This is a genomic window from Bacillus sp. NPDC077411 (assembly GCF_044543425.1).
GTDB classification, from domain to species: domain Bacteria; phylum Bacillota; class Bacilli; order Bacillales; family Bacillaceae_G; genus Bacillus_A; species Bacillus_A bruguierae.
In genome coordinates, this window is the sequence record NZ_JBITWA010000001.1 from 304,754 (window position 1) to 328,119 (window position 23,366).

The 23,366-nt window shown below is 36.4% G+C and carries 20 protein-coding genes, 1 pseudogene and 2 other annotated features; of the genes and pseudogenes, 4 read left to right on the plus strand and 17 right to left on the minus strand.

What is annotated here, in order from left to right; all coding sequences use genetic code 11:
• Window positions 1-312: 312 nt before the first annotated feature.
• The 13 genes and pseudogenes from ACIGHG_RS01595 to ACIGHG_RS01650 form a co-directional block, all read right to left on the minus strand.
• Complete coding sequence (locus ACIGHG_RS01595; protein WP_396546841.1) at window positions 313-966, minus strand: YdeI/OmpD-associated family protein; 654 nt, start codon at window positions 964-966, stop codon at window positions 313-315.
• Between the two features lie 354 nt (window positions 967-1,320).
• On the minus strand, window positions 1,321-2,649 hold the full coding sequence (locus ACIGHG_RS01600) for an amino acid permease (RefSeq protein WP_396546843.1): 1,329 nt from the start codon (window positions 2,647-2,649) through the stop codon (window positions 1,321-1,323).
• A gap of 107 nt (window positions 2,650-2,756) precedes the next feature.
• Window positions 2,757-2,984, minus strand: a binding site (T-box leader).
• A 46-nt stretch (window positions 2,985-3,030) separates the two neighbouring features.
• Window positions 3,031-3,260: a binding site (T-box leader), on the minus strand.
• A 96-nt stretch (window positions 3,261-3,356) separates the two neighbouring features.
• Window positions 3,357-3,497 carry a hypothetical protein gene (locus ACIGHG_RS01605; RefSeq protein ID WP_396546845.1) on the minus strand — a complete coding sequence of 47 codons (141 nt, stop codon included), beginning with the start codon at window positions 3,495-3,497 and terminating at the stop codon, window positions 3,357-3,359.
• Window positions 3,445-3,609, minus strand: a complete 165-nt coding sequence (locus ACIGHG_RS25660) for a DUF4176 domain-containing protein (RefSeq protein ID WP_483861794.1) — start codon at window positions 3,607-3,609, stop codon at window positions 3,445-3,447. The genes ACIGHG_RS01605 and ACIGHG_RS25660 overlap by 53 nt, the downstream gene beginning before the upstream one ends.
• Before the next feature lie 63 nt (window positions 3,610-3,672).
• Complete coding sequence (locus ACIGHG_RS01610; protein WP_396546846.1) at window positions 3,673-4,548, minus strand: hypothetical protein; 876 nt, start codon at window positions 4,546-4,548, stop codon at window positions 3,673-3,675.
• A gap of 74 nt (window positions 4,549-4,622) precedes the next feature.
• The gene (locus ACIGHG_RS01615; protein WP_396546848.1) at window positions 4,623-5,294 is read right to left on the minus strand and encodes a hypothetical protein; all 672 of its coding nucleotides are present in this window, start codon (window positions 5,292-5,294) and stop codon (window positions 4,623-4,625) included.
• A complete protein-coding gene (locus ACIGHG_RS01620; RefSeq protein ID WP_396546850.1) occupies window positions 5,272-5,406 on the minus strand; it encodes a hypothetical protein in 135 nt (44 codons plus the stop codon). Before ACIGHG_RS01620 ends, ACIGHG_RS01615 begins: the two co-directional genes overlap by 23 nt.
• Window positions 5,407-5,535: 129 nt before the next feature.
• Window positions 5,536-5,799: a DUF4176 domain-containing protein gene (locus tag ACIGHG_RS01625; protein WP_396546852.1), complete on the minus strand. Its 264-nt coding sequence runs from the start codon at window positions 5,797-5,799 to the stop codon at window positions 5,536-5,538.
• A gap of 90 nt (window positions 5,800-5,889) precedes the next feature.
• Complete coding sequence (locus ACIGHG_RS01630) at window positions 5,890-6,738, minus strand: hypothetical protein (protein ID WP_396546854.1); 849 nt, start codon at window positions 6,736-6,738, stop codon at window positions 5,890-5,892.
• An 87-nt stretch (window positions 6,739-6,825) separates the two neighbouring features.
• Window positions 6,826-7,500 (minus strand): hypothetical protein, encoded by a 675-nt coding sequence (locus ACIGHG_RS01635; RefSeq protein WP_396546855.1) that lies wholly within the window; start codon window positions 7,498-7,500, stop codon window positions 6,826-6,828.
• A 1-nt stretch (window position 7,501) separates the two neighbouring features.
• Window positions 7,502-8,884 (minus strand): T7SS effector LXG polymorphic toxin, encoded by a 1,383-nt coding sequence (locus tag ACIGHG_RS01640; RefSeq protein WP_396546857.1) that lies wholly within the window; start codon window positions 8,882-8,884, stop codon window positions 7,502-7,504.
• Entirely contained in the window at window positions 8,881-9,243 is a 363-nt protein-coding gene (locus tag ACIGHG_RS01645) for a DUF3958 family protein (RefSeq protein ID WP_396546859.1), read from the minus strand. The genes ACIGHG_RS01640 and ACIGHG_RS01645 overlap by 4 nt, the downstream gene beginning before the upstream one ends.
• 75 nt (window positions 9,244-9,318) lie before the next feature.
• A pseudogene (locus ACIGHG_RS01650) lies at window positions 9,319-9,588 on the minus strand (TIGR04197 family type VII secretion effector); the annotation flags it as partial.
• A 2,209-nt stretch (window positions 9,589-11,797) separates the two neighbouring features.
• Here ACIGHG_RS01650 and ACIGHG_RS01655 point away from each other — a divergent pair.
• From ACIGHG_RS01655 to ACIGHG_RS01665, 3 genes are all read left to right on the plus strand, one after another.
• A complete protein-coding gene (locus ACIGHG_RS01655) occupies window positions 11,798-14,653 on the plus strand; it encodes a 2-oxoglutarate dehydrogenase E1 component (protein ID WP_396546860.1) in 2,856 nt (951 codons plus the stop codon).
• A 109-nt stretch (window positions 14,654-14,762) separates the two neighbouring features.
• Window positions 14,763-16,013: a 2-oxoglutarate dehydrogenase complex dihydrolipoyllysine-residue succinyltransferase gene (odhB, locus tag ACIGHG_RS01660; protein ID WP_396546862.1), complete on the plus strand. Its 1,251-nt coding sequence runs from the start codon at window positions 14,763-14,765 to the stop codon at window positions 16,011-16,013.
• Window positions 16,014-16,157: 144 nt separating this feature from the next.
• The gene (locus ACIGHG_RS01665; protein WP_336471434.1) at window positions 16,158-16,988 is read left to right on the plus strand and encodes a hypothetical protein; all 831 of its coding nucleotides are present in this window, start codon (window positions 16,158-16,160) and stop codon (window positions 16,986-16,988) included.
• A gap of 563 nt (window positions 16,989-17,551) precedes the next feature.
• Here ACIGHG_RS01665 and ACIGHG_RS01670 read toward each other — a convergent pair.
• From ACIGHG_RS01670 to ACIGHG_RS01685, 4 genes are all read right to left on the minus strand, one after another.
• Window positions 17,552-18,649 carry a hypothetical protein gene (locus tag ACIGHG_RS01670; RefSeq protein WP_396546864.1) on the minus strand — a complete coding sequence of 366 codons (1,098 nt, stop codon included), beginning with the start codon at window positions 18,647-18,649 and terminating at the stop codon, window positions 17,552-17,554.
• Between the two features lie 83 nt (window positions 18,650-18,732).
• Window positions 18,733-19,803 (minus strand): sensor histidine kinase, encoded by a 1,071-nt coding sequence (locus ACIGHG_RS01675; protein WP_396546866.1) that lies wholly within the window; start codon window positions 19,801-19,803, stop codon window positions 18,733-18,735.
• Between the two features lie 4 nt (window positions 19,804-19,807).
• Complete coding sequence (locus ACIGHG_RS01680; RefSeq protein WP_336471431.1) at window positions 19,808-20,518, minus strand: response regulator transcription factor; 711 nt, start codon at window positions 20,516-20,518, stop codon at window positions 19,808-19,810.
• Window positions 20,519-21,245: 727 nt separating this feature from the next.
• Window positions 21,246-22,358, minus strand: a complete 1,113-nt coding sequence (locus tag ACIGHG_RS01685) for a hypothetical protein (RefSeq protein WP_396546868.1) — start codon at window positions 22,356-22,358, stop codon at window positions 21,246-21,248.
• A gap of 331 nt (window positions 22,359-22,689) precedes the next feature.
• On the opposite strand from ACIGHG_RS01685, the gene ACIGHG_RS01690 reads away from it, so the two are divergent.
• Window positions 22,690-23,349, plus strand: a complete 660-nt coding sequence (locus ACIGHG_RS01690) for a suppressor of fused domain protein (RefSeq protein ID WP_396546870.1) — start codon at window positions 22,690-22,692, stop codon at window positions 23,347-23,349.
• Window positions 23,350-23,366: the final 17 nt, after the last annotated feature.

Consider the following 23,366-nt stretch of genomic DNA (forward strand, 5'->3'; position numbering starts at 1 on the left):
CATACCCATGCCTGGAAATCCTCCCTTGCCCATGCCCGGGAATCCTCCCTTGCCCATGCCTAGTAAACCTTTTCCCATGCCTAGTAATCCGCCCATGCCTGGGAATCCTATAATACGTTCAGAATCAAATAGCATGTTTTCACCAACTTTTTATAATTATTTCATATTCTTTTACATGCTATGTTTTTAAAAAATAAAGGAGCTTATTCTCCTTTTAAATTAGGCAGACTAACTACCGTTAATGATAGGTTATGGTGATATACTAACCATCAGTGGGGAATAAAGAAAATCCCCACTAATAAAAGCTTCACTTTATTTCTTCTTCCGACGGAACAAATCGATTGTTTTGTATCCTTGTGAAAGGATATCAACCATTTGTTGATGGCGTTTATCGCGTGTTTGTTGTTGTTTTGCTGAGAATATGTGACGTGCCCAGTCTTTTTGATATCCAAGGGTTAAGCTTTGGTAAAACTTAAGTTCATTTGGATGATCGGCTAGTAATGCTTCCACATCTTTAACATTGTGCTCATAATCAGCAACACATTGGCTGGCATTCAATGTTTTCTTTGCTTTCTTTTTTTCACGCTTTAAACCAACAACTGTGAAAATGTCATCCATGCTTACCATACGAGCAAACTTGATATCGCTATCACCTATATATCCGTCCTCTCCAACGTTCATTGCTGGAAACATTTCATCTCTGTGAATAAAGGTTTCATAACGCTTATTCCCTTTTTTCGGATATGCGAAAAATACATAGCTTTTTTCAAGCAAAAGCTGCTCATTATTAAGAATTGATTGTGTATGTGTAACCATTTCATCAAGTGTTTCTACAAAAATAAAAATCGCATCATGCTCTTTCGAAAGGGTCATTTGTTGTTCAGTAAAGACATTGTAGTCACTTGGTTGATTGATTATGGCCATATTTTTGAATTTAGTTAGTTTTAATTTATCGATAATTGTCATAACAGGCTCCTTAATTTTAAATTTATTACAATTTTAATCCCAATTATTCAGTACCAATAGTTCAAGCATTGATCCTAATAAAGTGTACCTTATGGAGAGAAAAATGTCCGTAAAAATGGTCACTCATTTATCCGGCATTAACGAGCAGTAAGACCCCCACCTCAAGATTCAGAGAGAAGCAAAGAAGATAGGTGGGGGATAACTGCCCGTAAAAGCCCGATTGGGCGGGCTTTCCGTCAGTGGGGGATGAAGAAAACCCCCACTGACGGAAGTTTCACTTTATAGATGTTCTTACAATAAAAAGGCAGACCATACAACTGTCTGCCTTTCATCTATCTTTAAAATGTAGTATTACTATACGTTTTTCTTTTTGCCTACAAAAACAGAGCATAGAATTAAGATAATTAGAATGCCTAAACAAATAAAAATACTCGCTCGGTTTTGATCGCTGAATGTAAACGCCACGCAGCAAATACTTAATGTAATCGCAGTAAACAAAGTTGCATATGGAAATCCCCATACTTTAAAATGCGGTAGCTTTGTATATGTTTTGCGAAGTTTTAGCTGCGATAAACATATGCTGATCCATACCACTGATACTGTAAATCCTGGAATTGCCATTAAATACCCAAAAACACGGTCAGGTGAAAAGTATGCGACAAATGTCCCGCTGATAAGAACGATAGAGCTCAAGATTACGCTATATACTGGAACACCGTTCTTTGCAACATATGAAAACTGTTTCGGTGCTTCCCCTTCTGCAGCTAAGGAATGCAGCATACGTGTACAGCCATAAATACCAGAATTAGCCGCGGACAATACAGCTGTAATAAGGACGAAGTTCATAATATGAGCCGATCCTTTAAATCCAACTGCGGATAACACTTGTACAAACGGGCTTGCTTGGTTGCCAATTTCATTCCATGGAATTAATCCGCAAATGATAAGGATTGGAAGTGTGTAGAATAATACGATTCTCCAAAATACTCCTTTAATCACTTTAGGTAATACTTTCTCTGTATCCTTCATTTCTGTTAAAGTCAATCCGATCAGTTCGGAACCACCGTAAGAAAAAATTACGATTAACAATGCGGAAAATACTCCTGACCAGCCGTGTGGGAAGAATCCCTGGTGCTGTACGTAGTTTTGCATATAGTGTGTTTCATTGCTTGGAATTACTCCAAATAAAATAGCTCCGCCCAAAATAAGAAATAGAACAATCATCGTAATTTTAATTCCAGCAAACCAAAATTCAAACTCGCCGTAATGCTTTACATTCATAAAATTAATAGCCACAATGAAAATTGCACTAATAAAGCTTAAAGACCATAAAGACATAGATGGAAACCAATATTGCAGAAAGCTTCCTGCAGCAATTACTTCAATGACACATACAACTAACAACATGAAACAGTACATCCATCCAATCACGAATGAGACTTTTGGTCCAAGTGCTTTACGGATAAATCCTTTCATATTCATCCCTGGATAAGCGATGGCCATCTCCGCAAGTGCACTCATTACCACAAGCAACAATAACCCTGCAAACAGATAAGAAAAAATAACTGCTGGCCCCGCTATTGATACTGTTTCAGAAGTCCCTTTAAATATACCTGTGCCGATTGCTCCTCCAAGTGCCATCAAACGGACATGCCGCGGCAATAACCTTTTTTGTAATCCCATAATTTTCTCCTCTCATTTTTATATAAAAATTTTTTATTTTACAAAAGATTTTAATAGAATCCATTGTAGTTTTCTCTTAATAAAAAAAAATCATCCCTGTCCTAAATGACAGGGACGATTTACACCGCGGTACCACCCTAATTGCAAACTTACGTCTGCCTCTTCATTTTGTTAACGATCTATTGACCGTCTTTCCCTCTATAAAAGTCGCCCCTTATTTCGAAAAAGATGCTCCGGGATTGAAATTCACACTTATTTATGTACTGATTCACACCTTCCATCAGCTCTCTGAAACAGGGAAATAAGTATTACTGTATTCCTTTCATTGCATTTCCTATATTATGTTTTTCATATAATAAAAAAGTCCCTACTGATTGTATCAGTAGGGACGAATATATCGCGGTACCACCCTAGTTGCAGACTGAGTCTGCCTCTCGACTTTGTTAACGATCTCATATTTGACCGTCTTTTCCTCATAAAGGTCACCCTTTACTTCGAAAAAAATGCTCCAGGATTGAATTTCATCCTTATCTTTGTACTGATTTGCACCTTCCATCAGCTCTCTGAAACAGTGAGATAAGCACTACTTATATTCCCATCATTGCTCAATTATATTTCAATTTATATGACGTAGCTAAATTCTTTTGTAAGTATGTTTTGTATTATAGAGGTTGCATTAATATTCTGTCAATGGTTTTTAGCAATATTTATTTAGAGGTATGTTTTACTATAGAAAGCACTACACTCTCTTCATTATCGACAGCTATACTTATATTTTCTTCAATATCTTTATGATTAAATACAAATGTACAATCGGGATTTGAGATAAAAACAGCCAATATAGTCATGCATAACAAGTTCTTTAACCATAAGTAGTTGTTTTCTTCCGTAAATCACAGACTTTTTTGTCTCCTCTTTTAATAGAACCATTTTGTAACAACCTTTTTTAGAAAATTGCATAATTTCCTGCTCTTCCTCATACGCCTTATATATTTTTAAGTATTATTTTAATAGTGCAGAATCTCACTTGAACCATCCTATCGTTTTCGACCAAACATTATTTATCCCTCTTTTCACTCTAGCTTTCATGGTATACTTTGAACCAACTGTCATAGTAATTCCTGTTGTTTCAAAAAACAATCTTTCTAAAAATACCGTATCCTTTAAATTACACACTTCTAACTCATCTTGTTTTTGAACGATGAACCAGTTACAACCTGGACCTACTAAAAATCTTATATTTTTTTTATTGTGCTTCCCATCTTTATTAAAAAAAATAGTATATTCACCTAAACATTCATAATTTTTTAATGTTGATGTAAATGCTTCTGCAAATTCCTTTGTTACTTCCTCCTTTTCTATTAAAAATCGCTCTAAATTTCCAACCGAAAAGTTGGATGACAACTCAGTCAATTGGTCATATGTTGCTACTTGAATGCGCGCATTCATATTTATCAACTGCTCTTCTGCATCTTCTAACCAGCTTCCAATCGTATTAATATACTCATTCAATCCTTCTGTTAGCGTAAAAATATATGTAGTTTTTGAAGCAAAATTTCTTTCTTCTTCAAGGGTCATAACTGCAGATTTCTCTAATGAAATATAATAATATGAATCTACATCCTGTTCCTTACTTTGTATTTCAAGTTTAACAACCGAATCATTGCATTTACAAATCTCTAAAAAATACAATGCACTTGGTTTAATGATGAGTTTACCGTCTATTTCTTCCAATACTCCATCTTCTAGAAGAGTTGTTCTCACTTCCTCCCACTCTTGATCTATTTGCTCTAATGTATAGCCTTTGTATGGATTTTCAAATCCTTTAACTTCTTCCATCCCTATCATTCGAAATAGAAAAAAGACCTCTCTGCTATCTAAATGTAATTCCATATTCATTAAATTAACTCTCCCTTCTATTTTTTCTAGCCTTTAATCGACTATAAGAGGAATGCGATTTCAACAAATTCTCTTTAAAAGCCTATACGTACTTTCCCTCCATCTTCTATATGCTTCCGTAAATAATAATACTTATGGAGTTCTATAATCATATAAAAGAAAATAAACGAAGCCACTGTGCATACACACATAAATACAATTGCTCCCATCTGTTGTGTTGCAATGCTAAGAATTATATTAGCAATTAACTGCCCCAATCCAGCTGCAATAGCTGCTACTTTTACACCACCAGTTCCTTTCGACGATTTTGATTTTTTTCTTGGTTCCTGAAGTTTTTCAATATGATTTTTATAAAAATAGTACAAAGCAAAACCATACAAACCAACCGAAAAAATAAAATAGATAGGAGTTTGTAATTGTAACACTTCATAGGCATATTTTTGATTTATAACCAATAATCCGACTGAACATATGGTGCCAAATACTCCTCGAAATAGAGTGTATTGTAATTGTCGTTTTCGAGGATTGATAGCAATCCATATCGCCCACAAATTTAAAAAAACAACTGGAGGAGTTACTATATATACATATAGTAATCGAAAAGGGTTCGCAAAAGCAGGCAAAAGAACAAACACGTCTGCCCCCAAAAGAACAAGGCCAATTACGTGGACTCTTATTTCATTTACAGGATAAACAGCCATATAATGTGCAAAAGCTTTCTTATTAAAATCTATACTTTTTTTCATGTTCATTAAACCACCCCGCTACTGTTGACCAAGCTTTTTTCGCACCCGTTTTCATCATATCCTTAATGCTATCATCTTCACCATCACCATCTAAATCAAAATTCCATTTCACACCTTCTGTGAAATATGTTAATCCTACTGAAACAGCAAACCGCTACTCAATTCCGAAATGCAAATGAATATCATTAATATATTAAAAAAGGAATCTCCATAGATTCCTTTCCCTGTTTCTAGATCATATTTAATTAAGCATTCCTACAAATGCCTCTTCTTCCTCATCTACAAAACCAACAAATATAATTTCTTCAATATCCTCATGATTAAATACAAATGTATAATCAGGATTCATGTATCCTTCTGGATAAAAACAGCCAACATAGTCATACATAACAGGTTTTTTAACCATAAGTATTTGTTTTCTTCCGTAAATTACAAGCTTTTTTGTTCCTCCTTTTAACAGCACAATAGAGCCATTTGGTAACAGCTTTTCTTTAGAAAATTGCATAATTTCCCTTCCTTCCTTATACAGTTTATATATTTTTAAGTATTATTTTAATAGCGCAGAATCTCACTTGAACTATCCTGTCGTTTTCGATCAAGTATTATTTATCCCTATTTCCACTCTATCTTTCATGGGATGCTTTGAACCAACTGTCATAGTAATTCCTGTTGTTTCAAAAAACAATCTTTCTAAAAATACCGTATCTTTTAAATTACACACTTCTAACTCATCTTGTTTTTGGATCATGAACCAGTTATAACCCGGACCTACTAAAAATCTTATATTTTTTTCATTGTACTTCCCATCTTCATTTAAAAAAACAGTATATTCACCTAAACATTCATAATTTTTTAATGATGATGTAAATACTTCCACAAATTCCTTTGTTACTTCCTCTTTTTCTATTAAAAATTGTTCTAGACTTCCAACCGGAACGCTGGAAGACAACGTAGTCAATTGGTCATATATCGCTCCTTGAATGCGCGCATTCATATTTATAGACTGCTCTTCTGCATCTTCTAACCAGCTTCCAATCGTATTAATATACTCATTCAATCCTTCTGTTAGCGTAAAAACATATGTAGTTTTTGAAGCAAGATTTCTTTCTTCTTCAAGGATCATAAATGCGGGTTTCTCTAATGAAATATAATAATATAAATCTACATCCTGTTCCTTACCTTGTATTTCAAGTTTAACAACTGCATCATTGCATTTACAAATCTCTAAAAAATACAATGCCTTTGGTTCAATGATGAGTTTACCGTCTATTTCTTCCAACACTCCATCTTCTAGAAGAGTTGTTCTCACTTCCTCCCACTCTTGATCTATTTGTTCTAATGTATAGCCTTTGTATGGATTTTCAAATCCTTTAACTTCTTCCATCCCTATCATTCGAAATAGAAAAAAGACCTCTTTGCTATCTAAATGTAATTCCATAATCATGAGATTAACTTTCCCTTCTATTTTTTCTAGTCTTTAATCGACTATAGGAGGAATGCGATTATACACTTAAAATTCAACAAATTCTTTTTAAAAGCTTGTACGTACTTTCCCTCCACCTTCTATATGCTTCCGTAAATAATAATATCTATGAAGTTCCATAATGAAATGAAACAAAATAAACGAAAACATTGTGCATGCACACATAAATACAATTGCCCCCATCTGTTGTGTTGCAATGCTAAGAATTATATTAGCAACTAACTGCCCAAATCCTGCTGCAAAAGCTGCTATTTTTACACTACCAGTCTCTTTTTTCCATACACTTGATTTCTTTATTGGTTCCTGAAGTTTTTTAATATGACTTTTAGAATAATGATATAGAGCAAAACTATACAAACCAAATGAAAAAATAAAATAAATTGGCGTTTGTAATTGTAAAACTTCATATGCAAACTTTTGAGTTATAATTAATAATCCTACTGAACATATGATGCCAAATACTCCCCTAAATAGAATGTATTGTAATTGTCGTTTCCGAGGATTAATAATAATCCATATCCCCCACAGATTCAAAAAGATAATTGGAGGAGCTACTATATATACATATAGTAATCGAAAAGGATTCGCAAAAGCAGGCAAAAGAATCAGCGTGTCTGCCAGCACAAGTACAAGGGTAATTACTTCGGCTCTTATCTTATTTACAGGATAAACAGCCATGTAGCGTTCAAAGGCTTTCTTATTAAAATCTATATTTTTTTTCATGTTAATTAAACCACCCCGCTACTGTTGACCAAGTTTTTTTCGCACCCGTTTTCACCATATCCTTAATAGTATCATCTTCACCATCACCATCTAAATCAACATCCCATTTCACACCTTCTGTTGCATATGTTAATGCTACTGAACTAATAAACCCAACTGCTGCGACTGCCAGAACTGGTGCTGCTACCGGAAGTGCCATAACTGTAAGAGCCGTTGCCCCTACGGTTACTGCTCCTCCTACAACAACATTACCAATGATATCTCCTGCGATTTTATCACTTGATTCATTATTTTTGATATTCTCACTTGTATCCGTATATGAGTCTATAGCTACACTAAACCATCCAAGCTTATCCTTTAAAGCCATTTTAGACGCACTTCCCACATCTGTATTTTTTATAAGAGCATCCACTTCTTTTATTTTCTTAGTAGCAGTTCCATTCTTCATTTTTGTTTCGATATCATTTAAATAATAAATGCTATGCTCCCTAGGACGTCCATTAATTTTTTTATTGTTTTTAACAGAATCGTAACTCTCTCTTACAAGGACACGTGGATTTTTTCTTTCATAATCGTATTTTACCTCATAACCATTCTGTACTTTATAAGCTACATTCCCTACTGCAGCTGCACCTGAAACTGTTCCGAAGATATTCCCCGCTCCATCCACTGGTGCCTTCCAATTGAAACCAGTCATACCTAAAAATGAATCTTTTTTGTCTACTTCACCAGATTCAGAATCCTTATTTAAACTTTCAACTTCACGAGCTTTATCTTCTGTAATTTTCTGAATAGGCCCCGTCCACTCCATATTCAATCCTTGCGTACTAAATGTACCGCTGACGGCACTAAATCCTTTCCCACTTTGAACTTCCGCAAGACCTTGCGCGATGCTCGCAGCTAGTTGGAGTGCTGTATCATAATTACTACTAGAAGTAGCATTGAATTGATGCAGATGGTCTAATTTTTCTTGTAACTTTTGTTTCATCGCATCAAAAATATTCACCATACCTTGCATAGCTGGAAGGGCACTACTAATTCCTTCAATACCTGCTTTCGTTTGGTCAATCCCTTGCATTTGTTCTCGTATTTCTTGTTCGATAACATCCGTCGAAGCTACCTGTGATTGGAAATCATTCGGAAAGGCATCATTTTGACGAATTAATTCTTCACACAAATAAATGATTCCTTGCGCTAAAGGCCGGAAGGTTTGAGCGAAGAATGTTTTTGCACTGTCGTAAGTTTGCCCTTGCAAAACAGCATCGAATACAAAAGCGTCAATCGAATTGATAGCCTGTTCCATTCCTTGAATCGTTGCAGTGCACATAGCATTCATACTCTGTGTTTGAGCTTGTACTTCCCCTAAATACATGTTTAAACTCATGGCTTCACTTCCCTTGCTAAATTTTGCTTTTGATAGTAAAGGTCATTTTCTAGATCATTCAAGTTTTCTTTCTCTTTTAGCAACGTTTCTTTTCGGTCTTCCAATTCGTAGGTGAGTTGTCGCTCGAGTTGTCGTGCATCTTGCTGTGTATTGTAAAAGAACTGCCTTAGCTCTCTATCATTGTGCCAAGTTTCGAATATGTGATCAAACAAACGATGGCTTCTACCTTTCCATTCATGAAAATCCGCTTCCGTTTGTTCAATCTTTTGAATGGCACGTTGATTTTGAGATTGTTCTTGGGATAGACTTCTTAATTTGTAGTTCAATTGATTGATTTGTTTTTCGATATCTTGATTCATCTTTCCCTCCTACTTTTTCGCGTTTGCGTAGGTTGTCATATCGGCTAAAGGATCTTTCATAAAAGGAGAATGATTAAAATTCTTTTGAAGTTCGTTATCCATACGTTCAAACTCTTGGGCTACAGAATGAATATCATTAACTCCTTGTTGAAAGGCGCTATAAAATTGTTTGGTTAAGTCGAAAGCTTGTTGATTCGCTTCTTGCGCCTTGGCGTTAATAGATAGCGTTGTACGTTCCGCTTTGGTAATGGATTTATTTGTCGCACTCTGAATCGTATCAGAAGCTGTTCCCATTTGCGTTGCAATTTGTTCTGCCGTTTGAAAATTACTTTGAAATTGTCCCATCGCTTGCATCCTCTCCATATTTTTCTATCCAGTCTTTCAAATTTTGTTCAAAAGTTTTTTGAACATCCTCATAAAGTCTTCACACTTATACTTGGTGAATCCCTTCTCTAAACGATGCAAACCATGCCTGGGCTTAGGATTCACACTTATGCTAGCAATTTATTTTGCTTGTTATCCCCCTCCATTGAGAGGTTATATATTCCGTTTGATTATATAATTCTTTATAAATCCATTCTAAGATGCACTTTGTACTTCTTCCTGTCTTTTCTATCTACTCCAAACACTCAAGCGTTATCTTTATTTGTGTCATACCCTCCCTTCCTCACATAATTAATTAATATGTAAATTATACCATATTATAATAATACTAATTATATATAATTTTACACCATGGAAGTTAATTTCATTAAGTAATAAAACATAGAAAGATATCTCTTACAAAAGAACTTACCATTGAGTAAGGTATTTCAAAACCTTATCATATGATAACTGATTTACCATCATTTCTTGCCCCAATACTATTCTTTTTTTTAATTTGTTACAAACGGGAAAAAGCATGAAAACATAAGTATCGTACACCGTTCGATATCCTTAGTATTACATAAGAATATACGATAGAGCTTCATAAAGTATGAGATTAGAAGAGCCTTATTTAAATATGTTCAAAATGAGGTTCTTCTACTCCCTATTGTGAAAAAAGTGAACCTTTAACAAAAAGGTATACCTTATCTAATAATCTTTTTTATACCATCATATTAGGTGAAGAATAGAGTTTTCTCTTTCTGATCCTAAGGTTAAAAGATTATTATTTTTAAGTGTCTATTCAATATCTTCTATGTACTAGTTATAACTTTATAATACGGAAAAGTTATATTTTCAAATACGTTTGTTCCTTCAGCGTCGTAGAAAACCTTTCTTAATGATTCTTTTCTCATAATATTCATGATGTTACCATCTTTCCTAACTAACGTTGTCCTTTAATTGAATAATAATTTTATAATATTAAGAATAAAAAATCTATTCTTTTTGGATAAATAGCACATTCTTTAAGTTACATAAATGGCCTATTGACTTCTTGTTCTTTTAAGACAATTTTTTCTTCGATTTGAGCTTGTCGAGATTTATCTTTTATAATTTTTTGACTGCTAATGAAAGTATGCAATTAATAACAAAAAGTCCACTTTTATAGCAACAGGTTTTATTAAATAAGCTTCTTAACAACTATATAATGTGCTTTTATTTAAAGCATCATTTTTTCCGCTATTTCAACAGAAGGTTTTATTGTTGAATTGGGGAATTTTTTTACTAAACGTTTCAAACAGGCCACATAATCTTTATTTTTCGTACCACAATTTATATCTTCAAATACTTCGCTAATCCATTCTATTTCTTCTTCTGAAGCACTATCGAGGAACTTAATCGTACATTCAATATCTTTACTTAATAGTTTTGCAAGTTATTCCCAATGTTTTTCAATTAAAAAGCTATTTTCAAGATGAACTGTTTTGCGTTCTTCTATAATTTGTCTTACTTTTTTCTTCAATTAACTCACCCTTATTTAAACAACAAAAGATTTATGATATTGCAATCAATAAGAAACTATATAGTCTCGGTCCATAATGTGTAACTTTTTATTCGTATCCCAGCTTTTAAATAAATAACGCGGATACTTAATTAAAATAGTATCAATAACTTGTTAGCAAGAATATATAAAATATAGTAGGAGATAATCTTTTATATCTTTATATCATTTCTATCATTCTACTTACATCTATCAATCATATTTCCCCCTTCTATTACTTTTCATCTTTTAGTTAACAAAAATTTAACGAAAAATTCACAAATTCGCCATTTTCTCTATTATACTTTGTTATATTGTTGTATAATATTTTTGAAAGCGCTTATTATTTTAATATACATAATTTGGAACGTTACCACTTGAATATTCGCAAATTTTCAACTATTTTTAACCTATTTTTTCTATTACTATTTTATCCCTAGGTTTAATTTACCATACTATATTTAGTATTTTACTGTAAAAATTCCTTGATAATACGAAGAAATCCGCTGGGTGATAAGTAATTGTGAATGTTTTTTTACAAAACAGATAAGTAATAACGTTTTGTATTATGTAAATTATCGTAATAACATAAGAGTATAAAATGAATTGCACTCGTTACTGGTTCTAACGAGTAGGAGGTTTTGTCAAATGACGAGGAAGAATACAAATACAAACAGCCCTTGGGCTAAGTTCCATGGTCCTAACCTTGGCTATGTCATTGAACAGTACGATTGTTATGTAGCCGGGGAAGGTTCTGTTGATCCAGAGTTAGAAGAGCTTTTTGCAAGATGGGGTGCTCCTCCTTTTTATGCAGATTTTACAGAGGAGACTACTAGCGGCTCTCATTTTTCTTCTCAAAACAATACAGATATCGAAAAAGTTCTAAAAGCTGCAAAGGTTTTAGAAAATATCCGTTCATATGGTCACCTTTCTGCACATATTAATCCGCTGGAAGAAAAAGTGGATGGACAGTTTTCTTTAGAGGGACTAAGTGAACATGATTTGAAAGCGATTTCAGCAAAAATGGTTTGGGCAGATGCACCTGCGGATGTTCAAACAGCGTTTGATGCTGTTAATAGATTAAAAGATGTTTATTCAAAATCTTTAGCTTATGAGTTCGCTCATGTTCAAGATAGTGAAGAACGTGCATGGTTACAACAAATGGTGGAATCATCTTCCTTGTATCATCCACTATCAAACGAGAAACGAATTGCTGTTTTAAAACGATTGACAGCGGTCGAAGGTTTCGAACAATTTTTGCATAAGACATTTGTTGGTCAAAAACGCTTTTCTATCGAAGGCGTTGATATGCTAGTTCCTATGCTTGATGAAATGATTTCTGAAGGCGCTAAGGGCGGCGTAAAAGATATTATGATCGGGATGGCTCACCGCGGACGTCTTAGCGTACTTGCTCATACATTAGAAAAACCATATAGTCACATGTTTACTGAATTTAAACATTCAGCACCAATGCAAGATAAAGATAAGAACAATATCGGCTGGACTGGCGATGTGAAGTATCACTTAGGTAAAGAACAATTGGTTGGATCTGAAGACGCTCTTACACGAGTTACTTTAGCAAATAACCCAAGTCACCTTGAATTTGTAGATCCAGTTGTAGAAGGATTTGCACGTGCTGCTCAGGAAAATCGCGAACAAGCAGGTTATCCAAAGCAAGATGTTTCTAAATCTTTCGCAATTTTAGTACACGGTGATGCAGCGTTCCCTGGTCAAGGTATTGTACCTGAGACGCTGAACTTAAGCAGACTGAAAGGTTATCAAACAGGCGGAACGATTCATGTTATCGCTAATAACGCAGTCGGATTCACAACTGATAGTTATGATTCTCGTTCTACAAGATATTCAAGTGATCTTGCGAAAGGCTTTGATATTCCGATTGTACACGTAAATGCTGATGATCCTGAAGCTTGTCTGATTGCAGCTACTCTTGCTTTCCAATACCGCACGCTGTTCAAAAAGGATTTCCTAATTGACTTAATCGGATATCGCCGCTTTGGTCATAACGAAATGGATGATCCAGCAGTAACACAACCGAAAGTATACAAAAAGGTTAGCAAGCATCCTACTGTAAGAGCTTTATATGCTGAAGAGTTACAGGCGAAAGGCATTTTAAATGCTGAAGAAGTAGAAACAATTACGCAATTTATACAAGAGCATTTGAAAGCTGAATATAATCAAGTTTCTTCAGATAAAAAAGAAGTAACTGCTAATGTTGAAGTTCCAGAAGTAGTTGCAAATGGAATTCCAAAAATGATGACAGGTGTTCCATTAGAAACACTTGAAGAATTAAATACGAGTCTTCTACAGTGGCCAGAAGGTTTTAATGTATATCCAAAATTAAAGAAAATCCTTGAACGTCGTGAGAGCGCATTTAAAGATGGCGGTAAACTAGAATGGGCAAATGCCGAAGCGTTAGCGTTTGCTTCGATTTTACAAGACGGTACGCCAATTCGTCTGACAGGACAGGATTCAGAGCGTGGTACATTCGCACAGCGCCATGTTGTATTACATGATACAGAAACAAACGAAACATATTCACCAATGCATCGCTTGCCACAAGCACGCGCTTCTTTCGCGGTTCATAATAGTCCGCTTTCTGAAGCTGCTGTTGTAGGGTTTGAGTATGGCTATAACGTATTTTCTCCTGAAACATTGACAATGTGGGAAGCACAATACGGAGACTTCTCTAATACAGCGCAAGCATTATTTGATCAATTCGTTTCAGCAGGAAGAGCAAAATGGGGTCAAAAATCCGGACTTGTTTTACTCCTTCCTCATGGTTATGAAGGGCAAGGTCCTGAGCATTCCAGCGCTCGTCCAGAACGTTTCTTACAGCTTGCTGCAGAGAATAACTGGACAGTTGCCAACTTAACAAGTGCAGCGCAATATTTCCATATCCTGCGCCGCCAAGCAGCAAGTCTTGGAACTGATTATGTAAGACCATTAGTAATTATGACGCCAAAGAGCTTGTTACGTCATCCACTTACATCTTCACCTGCTTCTGAGTTAAGTGAAGGTAGCTTCCAAACAGTTGTAGAGCAACCGAACCTTGGAACAGAAACAAGTAAAGTGAAGCGTCTTGTATTAACTACAGGTAAGATGGCAATCGATTTAGCAGTAGATGTTGAATCGAACAAGAAAGAACATACGCTAGATGAAGTGCATATCGTTCGCGTTGAACAGTTATATCCATTCCCTACTGAGAAAATCCAAGCGATCGCTGAGCGTTTTGAAAACTTGGAAGAAATCGTATGGGTACAGGAAGAACCAAGAAATATGGGCGCATGGCATTATGTTGCACCAATTCTATTCGAACTTGCTTCTGACAAAGTAAAAGCGAACTATATTGGACGTCCGGACCGTTCAAGTCCATCAGGCGGCGATCCTCATGTTCATAGAAAAGAACAAGAATTGATTATTAATCAAACTCTTAATATCAATTTCAAGCTACAACAAGAACAAGAATTTGTTCACAATAAGTAATACTGTTAACTTCATGTGAATGGGGGTCTCCCCCATTCACGGTTAGAGAAGATTATTTATATAACCATATTAAATCAATTGTTAGGCAAAATAGGGGAGGACATTTAAAATGATCGAAATTAAAGTACCTGAGCTTGCAGAATCTATTACAGAAGGAACTATTTCACAATGGCTGATCAACGTAGGCGACAAAGTTGAGAAAGGCGCAAGCGTTGTTGAGCTTGAAACAGATAAAGTCAATGTAGAAATCATTGCAGAAGATTCAGGTATTGTATCACAATTACTAGGAGAACCTGGAGATACAGTTGAAATTGGCGATGTTATCGCAGTTTTAGATGCAAATGCAGCGGCAGCAGTAAGTACACCTGCTCCAGAAGAGCCAAAACAAGAAGTTACTGAAGCACCAAAAGCTGAGGCTCCAAGTGCGGCGCCAAACAAAGCACCGATGCAAGGTCTTCCAAATACAGATCGTCCTATCGCATCACCTGCTGCTAGAAAAATGGCACGTGAATTAGGAATCGACTTAAACGAAGTACGCAGCACTGATCCACTTGGCCGCGTTAGACCACATGATGTTCAAGCACATGCTACTGCGCCAAAAGCAGAGCCAAAACAAGAAAAACAAAGTCCAAAACCAGCTGCAACTACTGAGTTTGAAAAACCAGTTGAGCGCGTAAAAATGTCCCGCCGCCGTCAAACAATTGCAAAACGTCTTGTAGAAGTTCAACAAACATCTGCAATGTTAACAACATTTAACGAAGTTGATATGACAGCTATCATGGAGTTACGTAAAGAACGTAAAGATGCGTTCGAAAAGAAACATGGTGCTCGTCTTGGCTTCATGTCATTCTTCACAAAAGCAGTTGTAGCAGCATTAAAACAATTCCCATTATTAAATGCTGAAATTCAAGGTGATGAACTTATCATTAAGAAATTCTACGATATCGGAATCGCTGTAGCAGCTCCAGATGGATTAGTTGTTCCTGTTGTACGTGATGCAAACCAATTAAACTTCGCTGAAATTGAGAGCGAAATTAGTAATCTTGGTAAAAAAGCTCGTGATAACAAACTTACATTAAAAGAACTACAAGGTGGTACATTTACAATTACAAACGGTGGCGTGTTCGGTTCTCTTATGTCAACACCAATCCTAAACAGCCCACAAGTAGGTATCCTTGGTATGCATAAAATCCAATTACGCCCTGTTGCAATCGATGCAGAGCGCATGGAAAACCGTCCAATGATGTACATCGCCCTTTCTTACGATCACCGTATCGTAGACGGAAAAGAGGCTGTTAGCTTCCTAGTTGCGGTTAAAGAAATGCTTGAAGATCCAAAATCATTATTATTAGAAGGTTGATCCTTTTATAAATTGAAGAGCCCTCTTGCAAATGCAAGAGGGTTTTCTTCATTTCTATTTCCATAACAAAAATAATGGTAGACTGATGCTAAGGAATTCATGTAATCTACTATTTATAAAATCACATATAGATAAGGTGACAAAATGGAATTAGGAAACTTCTTTTTTACTATACTTATTACAACCTTTATACAGTTAGCTTCATTAGTAGGATATATTGTCTTAGTTGGATTTGTATTAGGATATTTAGAAAATCGTTCGCGAACATATTGGACAAGAGCTTTCGGAAGAAATGGCTTCCTCTTCACTTCATGGATTGGAACACCCATTCACGAATTTGGACATGCATTTATGTGCGTCTTATTCGGGCATAAAATCGTGGGTATTCAGTGGTTTCCAACGAATACAAGTAACGGGTATTTAGGATATGTGCAGCACGAATACAACCCTAAAAGTATATATCAAAAAATAGGTAATTTTTTCATCGGTGTTGCCCCTATTTTTTCAGGAATTGCAGCGCTAGTTGGCTTCATGTATTGTCTTATCCCCCACTCATACTCAGTATTTATGAATGGTATCGAAACAAATATTCAGCCAAGCGGCGCTATGAGTGATATGATCAAACATACTGGTTTATCTTCAATCCTATTATTGAAAAGCATTTTTACGATTAGTAATCTATTAAACCCTTACTTTTGGATCTTTCTTATCTTGGCAATTTGTATCTCTACGCATATTGCCTTAAGTAAGCCAGACATACAAGGTGCATTAGATGGACTGATTACGATCTTCTTATTCCTATTTCTCTTCAACGTTATAGGAGGCATTCTTCATTTTGATAGTCATGCAATTATCGCAAATATAGCGAAGTATAATGCTTACTTACTCGCTTTTTCTAGCATTGCTATTTTATTTTCTTGCATCACGCTTGCCATCAGCTATACTCTTTATCAGATAAAACGTAAATACATCTAGAGATTCACACACTTCTCTGCATCTATCTGGATGTACTCTAATTGCTTTTTTATTGCCCCAGGATAGCGTTTTTATGACTTGAGCAGACGGTGGCACCCATAAGTATATTTGTCAAAATAAAAATTTCACAACAAATATAGTACGTGAAATTTTTATGTGTTTTATAAAACAAACCCTCTAAATGAGGGTTTGCTCCTCTACATATTGATGTTACAGGAACGGTGATTAAGGGAACTACAGTTTTTATATTATCATATAAATGATGATTATCATGTTGAGAAATAAAAATGTCATGTTGTTGAGAAGAAAATAGGATTTAACCATTTTTTCTTACAAGAATGCTAGTAGTATATTTGCGTTACTATTCATTTTCTTCGTATAGAACAAGGCTCTTTTTTACACAAAAAAACAATCGAGTGAGTATTTTTATACTTTAGCTAATCTTTTCTCAAAATAAACAACAGTAAAGTTAGTTATTGGAGTAGTATGAGGATTTTGCGGATTTACAAAGTTACAGGTACAATGCTTAATATGTTAGCATTCATCGTTAATGAAGTCCTCTCCTATAGACCGCAGTAATTACAGCGCTCCTTCCTTTGGTAATAATAGAAAATTGTAGCCACTCCCAACGCGATTCCCCAAATTGGAAATAACAAGAGAGGCGTTGATGCTCCCCAGTTCTGAAAATCACTGCTAAAAGAGAAATTAAGGACGATCTGAATACCAGCGGCGATTAACATTATGGAGACAAATCCAGCAGGAACGATGGCCAGAGCAGGATGTACGCGCTTCCCAGCCAAAAACGGAATCCAACGAGGAAAGATTTCTCCCCACGGCTTTATAAGTCCGCGAGTAAGAAAGGCTCCACTAATCGATACCAAAGCTAGGCCCGCCCCGGCCCATACAGCCCCTGACTCTTGAAGACTTTGAAATAATTCCTTTGTAACTCCTAGAGGTATTCCAAACAGCCATGCAATACGGGTAATATCGTAATAAGCAGGGGCAAAGATCGCAACATAAGTTGCTAATCTTCCCCAGCGCGCCATAGAATTAGAAGCCATCCAACGCCTCATGCCGTTTTTATGCCCACAATGTCTGCAAGCATCTCTGGATTGTCGTTGAAATGACAAGGCCGTCGCTGCCCATAGCACTCCTCCTACAAGACAAATAAATTGGTTTACCACCGGCCATGTGATGTGATCGAAATAATGTAACGATAGCCCGAAAAGAGTCCCAATCAAGCAAATAGGAGCATAGGCTACTAACATAATTGGACGGGTATCCGTGATTATAAAGCAAAGAATCATCGCGACGCTCCAAGCATAAAAAATTAGAATCGTTCGGATAAAACCACGCACTTTGAACTTGAACATAAAAAGCACTACCACACCAAAAAAACAAAGAATAGCAATGACTGGCCCTGCATCAGTAGCTGTAACATGTTTAAAAAATGAATTTAACGCATTCGGATCGTTCATCAAGCCTAATGGAAAACCTAAGCCTCCAAGTGACCAATACATCCCTAGCGTACCATAAATGAGTGTCCAAATGAGTGCCGCATATCGAACCCATTCTGGCCAACGCCTCCACCAGCGAAACAATGCATGTTTCGCACCAGTCATCTTGGAATGAGATGCAGTATTCAAGTTTACAGGTTCCATGAAGATCACAACTCCTTATATGATATTTCTTTTAGTATATGGTACGCTAGTAAACAGGAGGTAAACAGACGATTAACTTCACCTTAAATTTGCGCCAATAACAACCTAATCGACAAAGAAGTCCCTTCATTCGGCTTACTGATGACGATTAATTTTCCGCCATGGGCTTCGATTAGTTGCCTCGCAATGGACAATCCCAAGCCCGAGCGTTCGGAGGGTATTATTACTGCATCACTTTTAACAAACGACTCACTAAATCCAATCCCGTTATCTTTAATCTGGATTTCCACCATCCGGTCATAAAGCTGCGAAATACAAATTGCAATCTCGGTGCCTTCTGGATTATGAACGACGGCATTAACAAGTAAATTACGAATAGCGCGTGTCAAAAGCTTTGGATCGCAAGTTATAAAAGTTTGTTCTGGCTCCGAATCCATCATGAACAGATGACCGGTCGCCCAAGGTGCACTACTGACATCCGCCATCGCTCTGCGTACAAGTTCGACGATATCCACTTCCTCGACCTTTAGAGGAATCTGGCCCTGAATCGTTTCATTGAGATCCTGCACCATTTCTTTCAGGTGAGCTGACTTCTGTTGAATGATAGACAAGAATTCCCTCTGTTCCGTTTCACTCCATTGATATTTCATATTTATCAGCATGCTGGAATAACAGGATATGTAGGTTAATGGTGTTTTTAAATCATGCGATATCCCTCGAATCCATTCTTGTTTCGCTTGTTCCGACTCCCGCAACTCTTTTTCATTTTTTTGGAGTGTGTTCCCAAGCATCCGTAAATGCTCGAACACTTCCTTATAGACTGCATATGGAAATTTCAACGTTCCGCTTTTGCGAGAGTGGATCTCATCCCAGTGCATGGGAAAATCATATTGACCGTTTGCCAAACGTCTAATCCAAACAATAATGAAATAAAGCGGCTTCCCAAGATACCACCCAATCAGAAGCAAGGTCAGAAGAAAAAGTAGGGCGCACACCACCAATACATAAATTGTAAAGATATCTGAACTGTTTCCATCCGTGATTGTTTGTGGCCAAAAAAGCCAGGCTGTTCCAATAACAATTATATGAATACAAACAAACAGAAAAAAGAAAGCCATTAGCAGTTGCAATGCTATGCGAAGCATAAAGTTCATTGTTCTAACCTCCCGTAGGTGGAACAAATTTATACCCAATTCCTCTTAGCGTAACAATCAACTTAGGGTTGGACGGATCAGCTTCAAGCTTCTTTCTGAGTCTAGAGATGTGGATAACGACTGTTTTCTCATCCCCTTGCACCATTGTCCCCCACACTTGCTCATATAATTGCTGGGCGGTAAATACCTGATTTGGATGTTTACAAAAATAGAGAAGTAGTTCAAGTTCTTTGGCCGGACAAGGAGTATCCACATTGTTAACAATAAGTTGTCCGGTAGTACGGCTAACCGAAAAAGTATGATACTGATACAAATCCTCAGCGCTTACAACATCAGACGCATAGAGAGTGCTCCGCCTCAAATGCGCCTGAATTCGTGCGATAACTTCCATCGGATTGAACGGTTTAGTTACATAATCGTCCCCGCCTAAATACAGACCCTGTAACTTATCCAAATCACTGGAACGAGCGCTAAGAAATAGAATAGGGGTTCTTATGGTCTTGCGTAACTCCATACACAAAGAAAATCCGTCCATATCAGGAAGCATGACATCAAGAACAATTATATCAAAGCGTGTTGTTCGAACAGCCATGAGCGCCTCAGCAGCGGAACTGGCTTTAGTAACATGGATATATCCTTCTTTTCGAAGAAGATTCTCAAGCATAATCAGAATGCCTTCCTCGTCATCAACCACTAATATCGCTTCATTCCGCATGATTCCAACCACCTTTGTAATAAGACATAATAAAAATTGGATCTTCGAGATTTTGCGCGATTTTCGATAGCTTAATAATGATAATCACCTTCCCAAAGAGTGAATTCACATAAAATAAATTTGGAATCTATTAAAATATAACATTCCTAATTTCATACTATAGTGTCAGTAAATTTCACCGCACCTTTATGGTAAGTCCACTGATAACACTCTTCTTTACCCAAAAGTTCGTCTCTTAGTTCCCGCCGTAAGTCAATTAAGTTGTCCAGATTTCCTTTTTGAACTACCATGAAGACTTTATATTTTATTCTCTTCATTCATTTTATAGAAATATTCCCCAGCACCCCATACTCATCAAGTCAAGAATTCATCATTATCCACAACAAAAATTTTGTGCAAATTGCTCAATTTTTATCGTTTTGAGTTAGTTTATTCTTGTTAGGTTAATAGCAATGCTACTATATCAAAAAATTATACGTTATACGAAAAATACGAATTTAAAATAAAGTTTGACTCAATGTAGAAAAGCAGTTTGTTGTGTCTACTTTTTAGACTAATATTAGCGTTGGTCTACAATTGCACCCTATCGTTGAATAAGTTGCATACGGATTAAATGGCATTCTAACGTAAGAAATTCATTCTAGTTTTCATACAAATCCTATGCTAGATGCTAAATTTGGCACGTAGCTTCACCTCGCAAAAACTTCGGCAAGATGAAGTCTTTTCCCTACAATGCATAAAGACTAAAACAACCATAATCTGTATAAACAGCCAAATAGTCCTCAGTGAATGCTATATTGCAAGACTTCACCACATGCTCAATCACGATTGTTGCTACAAGCCGTTTTGTTACAAGTTCATACAGTCGTACCTTCCCTCTATCATAAGCAGCTACCAGTCCTTTTCCCGCATGAATCGCACAACTCCTAGTCTCACCTATCTGCCAATCTTCGCATTTCTCCTTAGCCTGCCAATCATATACAAGCAAATCCCAATGCCCGTATTGCTCCTGAGTAAACAAAAGATGATCATCCGGGGAGAAGATTATCCTTGTTGTCATAGCATGGATAGATTTGGGCAGTACTACTTCTTGACCAGAGGCAATATCATATACTTTTACTTCCCTACTATTCGTACAATAAGCGAACTTATCTCCGCTATGCGACAGCGCAGCACATAGCTGTGTACTGTGCCCTCCATACACCTCGCAATTTACTGCTATCTGGCAGACCACCTTTTCCTTTATAAGATCGTACACAATAAGCTTGGAATCATGATACCAGAGTACTCTATCACCGGATAAGGACAGCGTATTCCCTACCGCTAATTCAGTATACAGTGGTTCCGAATAAAGCTTAAGCTTCCGGCTTTCCACCTCATATCCTCTTATCGAATGACAATCATTCAATACCAACTCGCCCGCATAAGGACAATAGTACATATCGTATACAAGATGATTTTCTCCAAGCTCAAAAACGACCTGTTTCCCTCCGTACTCGTCTATTAAATAAATCTCTTCTCGCTGAAACTGACCAATAACATATCCAACATACGATGAATTAGTTCCTGGTATAGGGACAAAAGGAAGAAACCCTGTGTATCCCTTTCCCAAATATAACTGCAACACCGGTTCTCCTGCCGATACCTCCAAATTATGATAGATCATTCCTTTCTTCAGTCTCTGCCAAATTTCCTTCTCCATCTGCTTGGCTGCCTGCTCAGCATTGTCAAACTGCTTCTCCCGGGGTTTTCTGCCCCCAGTCGAAGTGGCAAGTATGCTATCGTTTCTTTGAATACTCCAAGTTTTTCCGCTAGCTCTATCTATCAACATTCTATGCATTCGTTTCACCTCTTCCTAAATGTAGCAAATGACCCCCGAACAAGTCTAATACTCTGCCACTTCTAGGGTTTACTATTAAAATCTACACTTTTTAAGTGGAAAGCCAAGTTTTATGGAAAAATATGTTACAATCCACATATGATAGTTCTTTAACTAACAATGCAGTTTAGTTGAATAATACATATTTCATAAAATGGTTATTTGAATAGTTTTTCCTATAAGATAAGAAGGAAATATAACCTAAGGCGAAAGAAAAGTAGTAGAAGTTAGTATTCTATTATTTTATCATTGTAATAACACGCACTTACCAAGATTAAGGAGGTAATCCGAATTGATTTTAGAAGAATATAAAAAACGTGCATCAGAGCAGGAAGATTGGGCACCAGGATGGGAAGCAATTGATGAGATCTTTGATAAACTTTATCCGAATCAGAAACCTGCACATTATGGGACAACATTTCATGAACGTTCCATTTTTGGGGGAGACCAATATTTAGACGGCTATAGTATTTATCAATCTCCAAATGGTTACAAGCATTTACTGACTTATGGAATGACGGAGCTTTACACAGATGAAGAAGCATTTGGTGGTAAATGGAGCCGTTGGGGTTATGAAATGACTATAAAACTGAAAGAGGATTCAAATGAGGATTGTATGTGGGCAATAGATATGCTATCTAATCTTGCTCGCTATACCTGCACACAGAAAAGGTTTTTTGAGCCAATGCAATTTGTGGCAGGGAATGGAACGTCTCTTCATATTGGCGTAGAATCTGCTATTACTGCTTTACTAGTTGTAAGTGATACTGAGGCAGAAGGAATTGACACTGTTCATGGTAGAGTGAATTTTATACAATTGGTCGGAATTACACAACAAGAATTAGAAGTGCTGAAAGAGGACTACACAAAAGCAGAGGTTCTTGTTAAAAATATGAAGAAAGATAATCCGTATTTAATTACAGATATGAAACGGATAAAATCTTATTTATAGTCAGAAATAAAGCATCT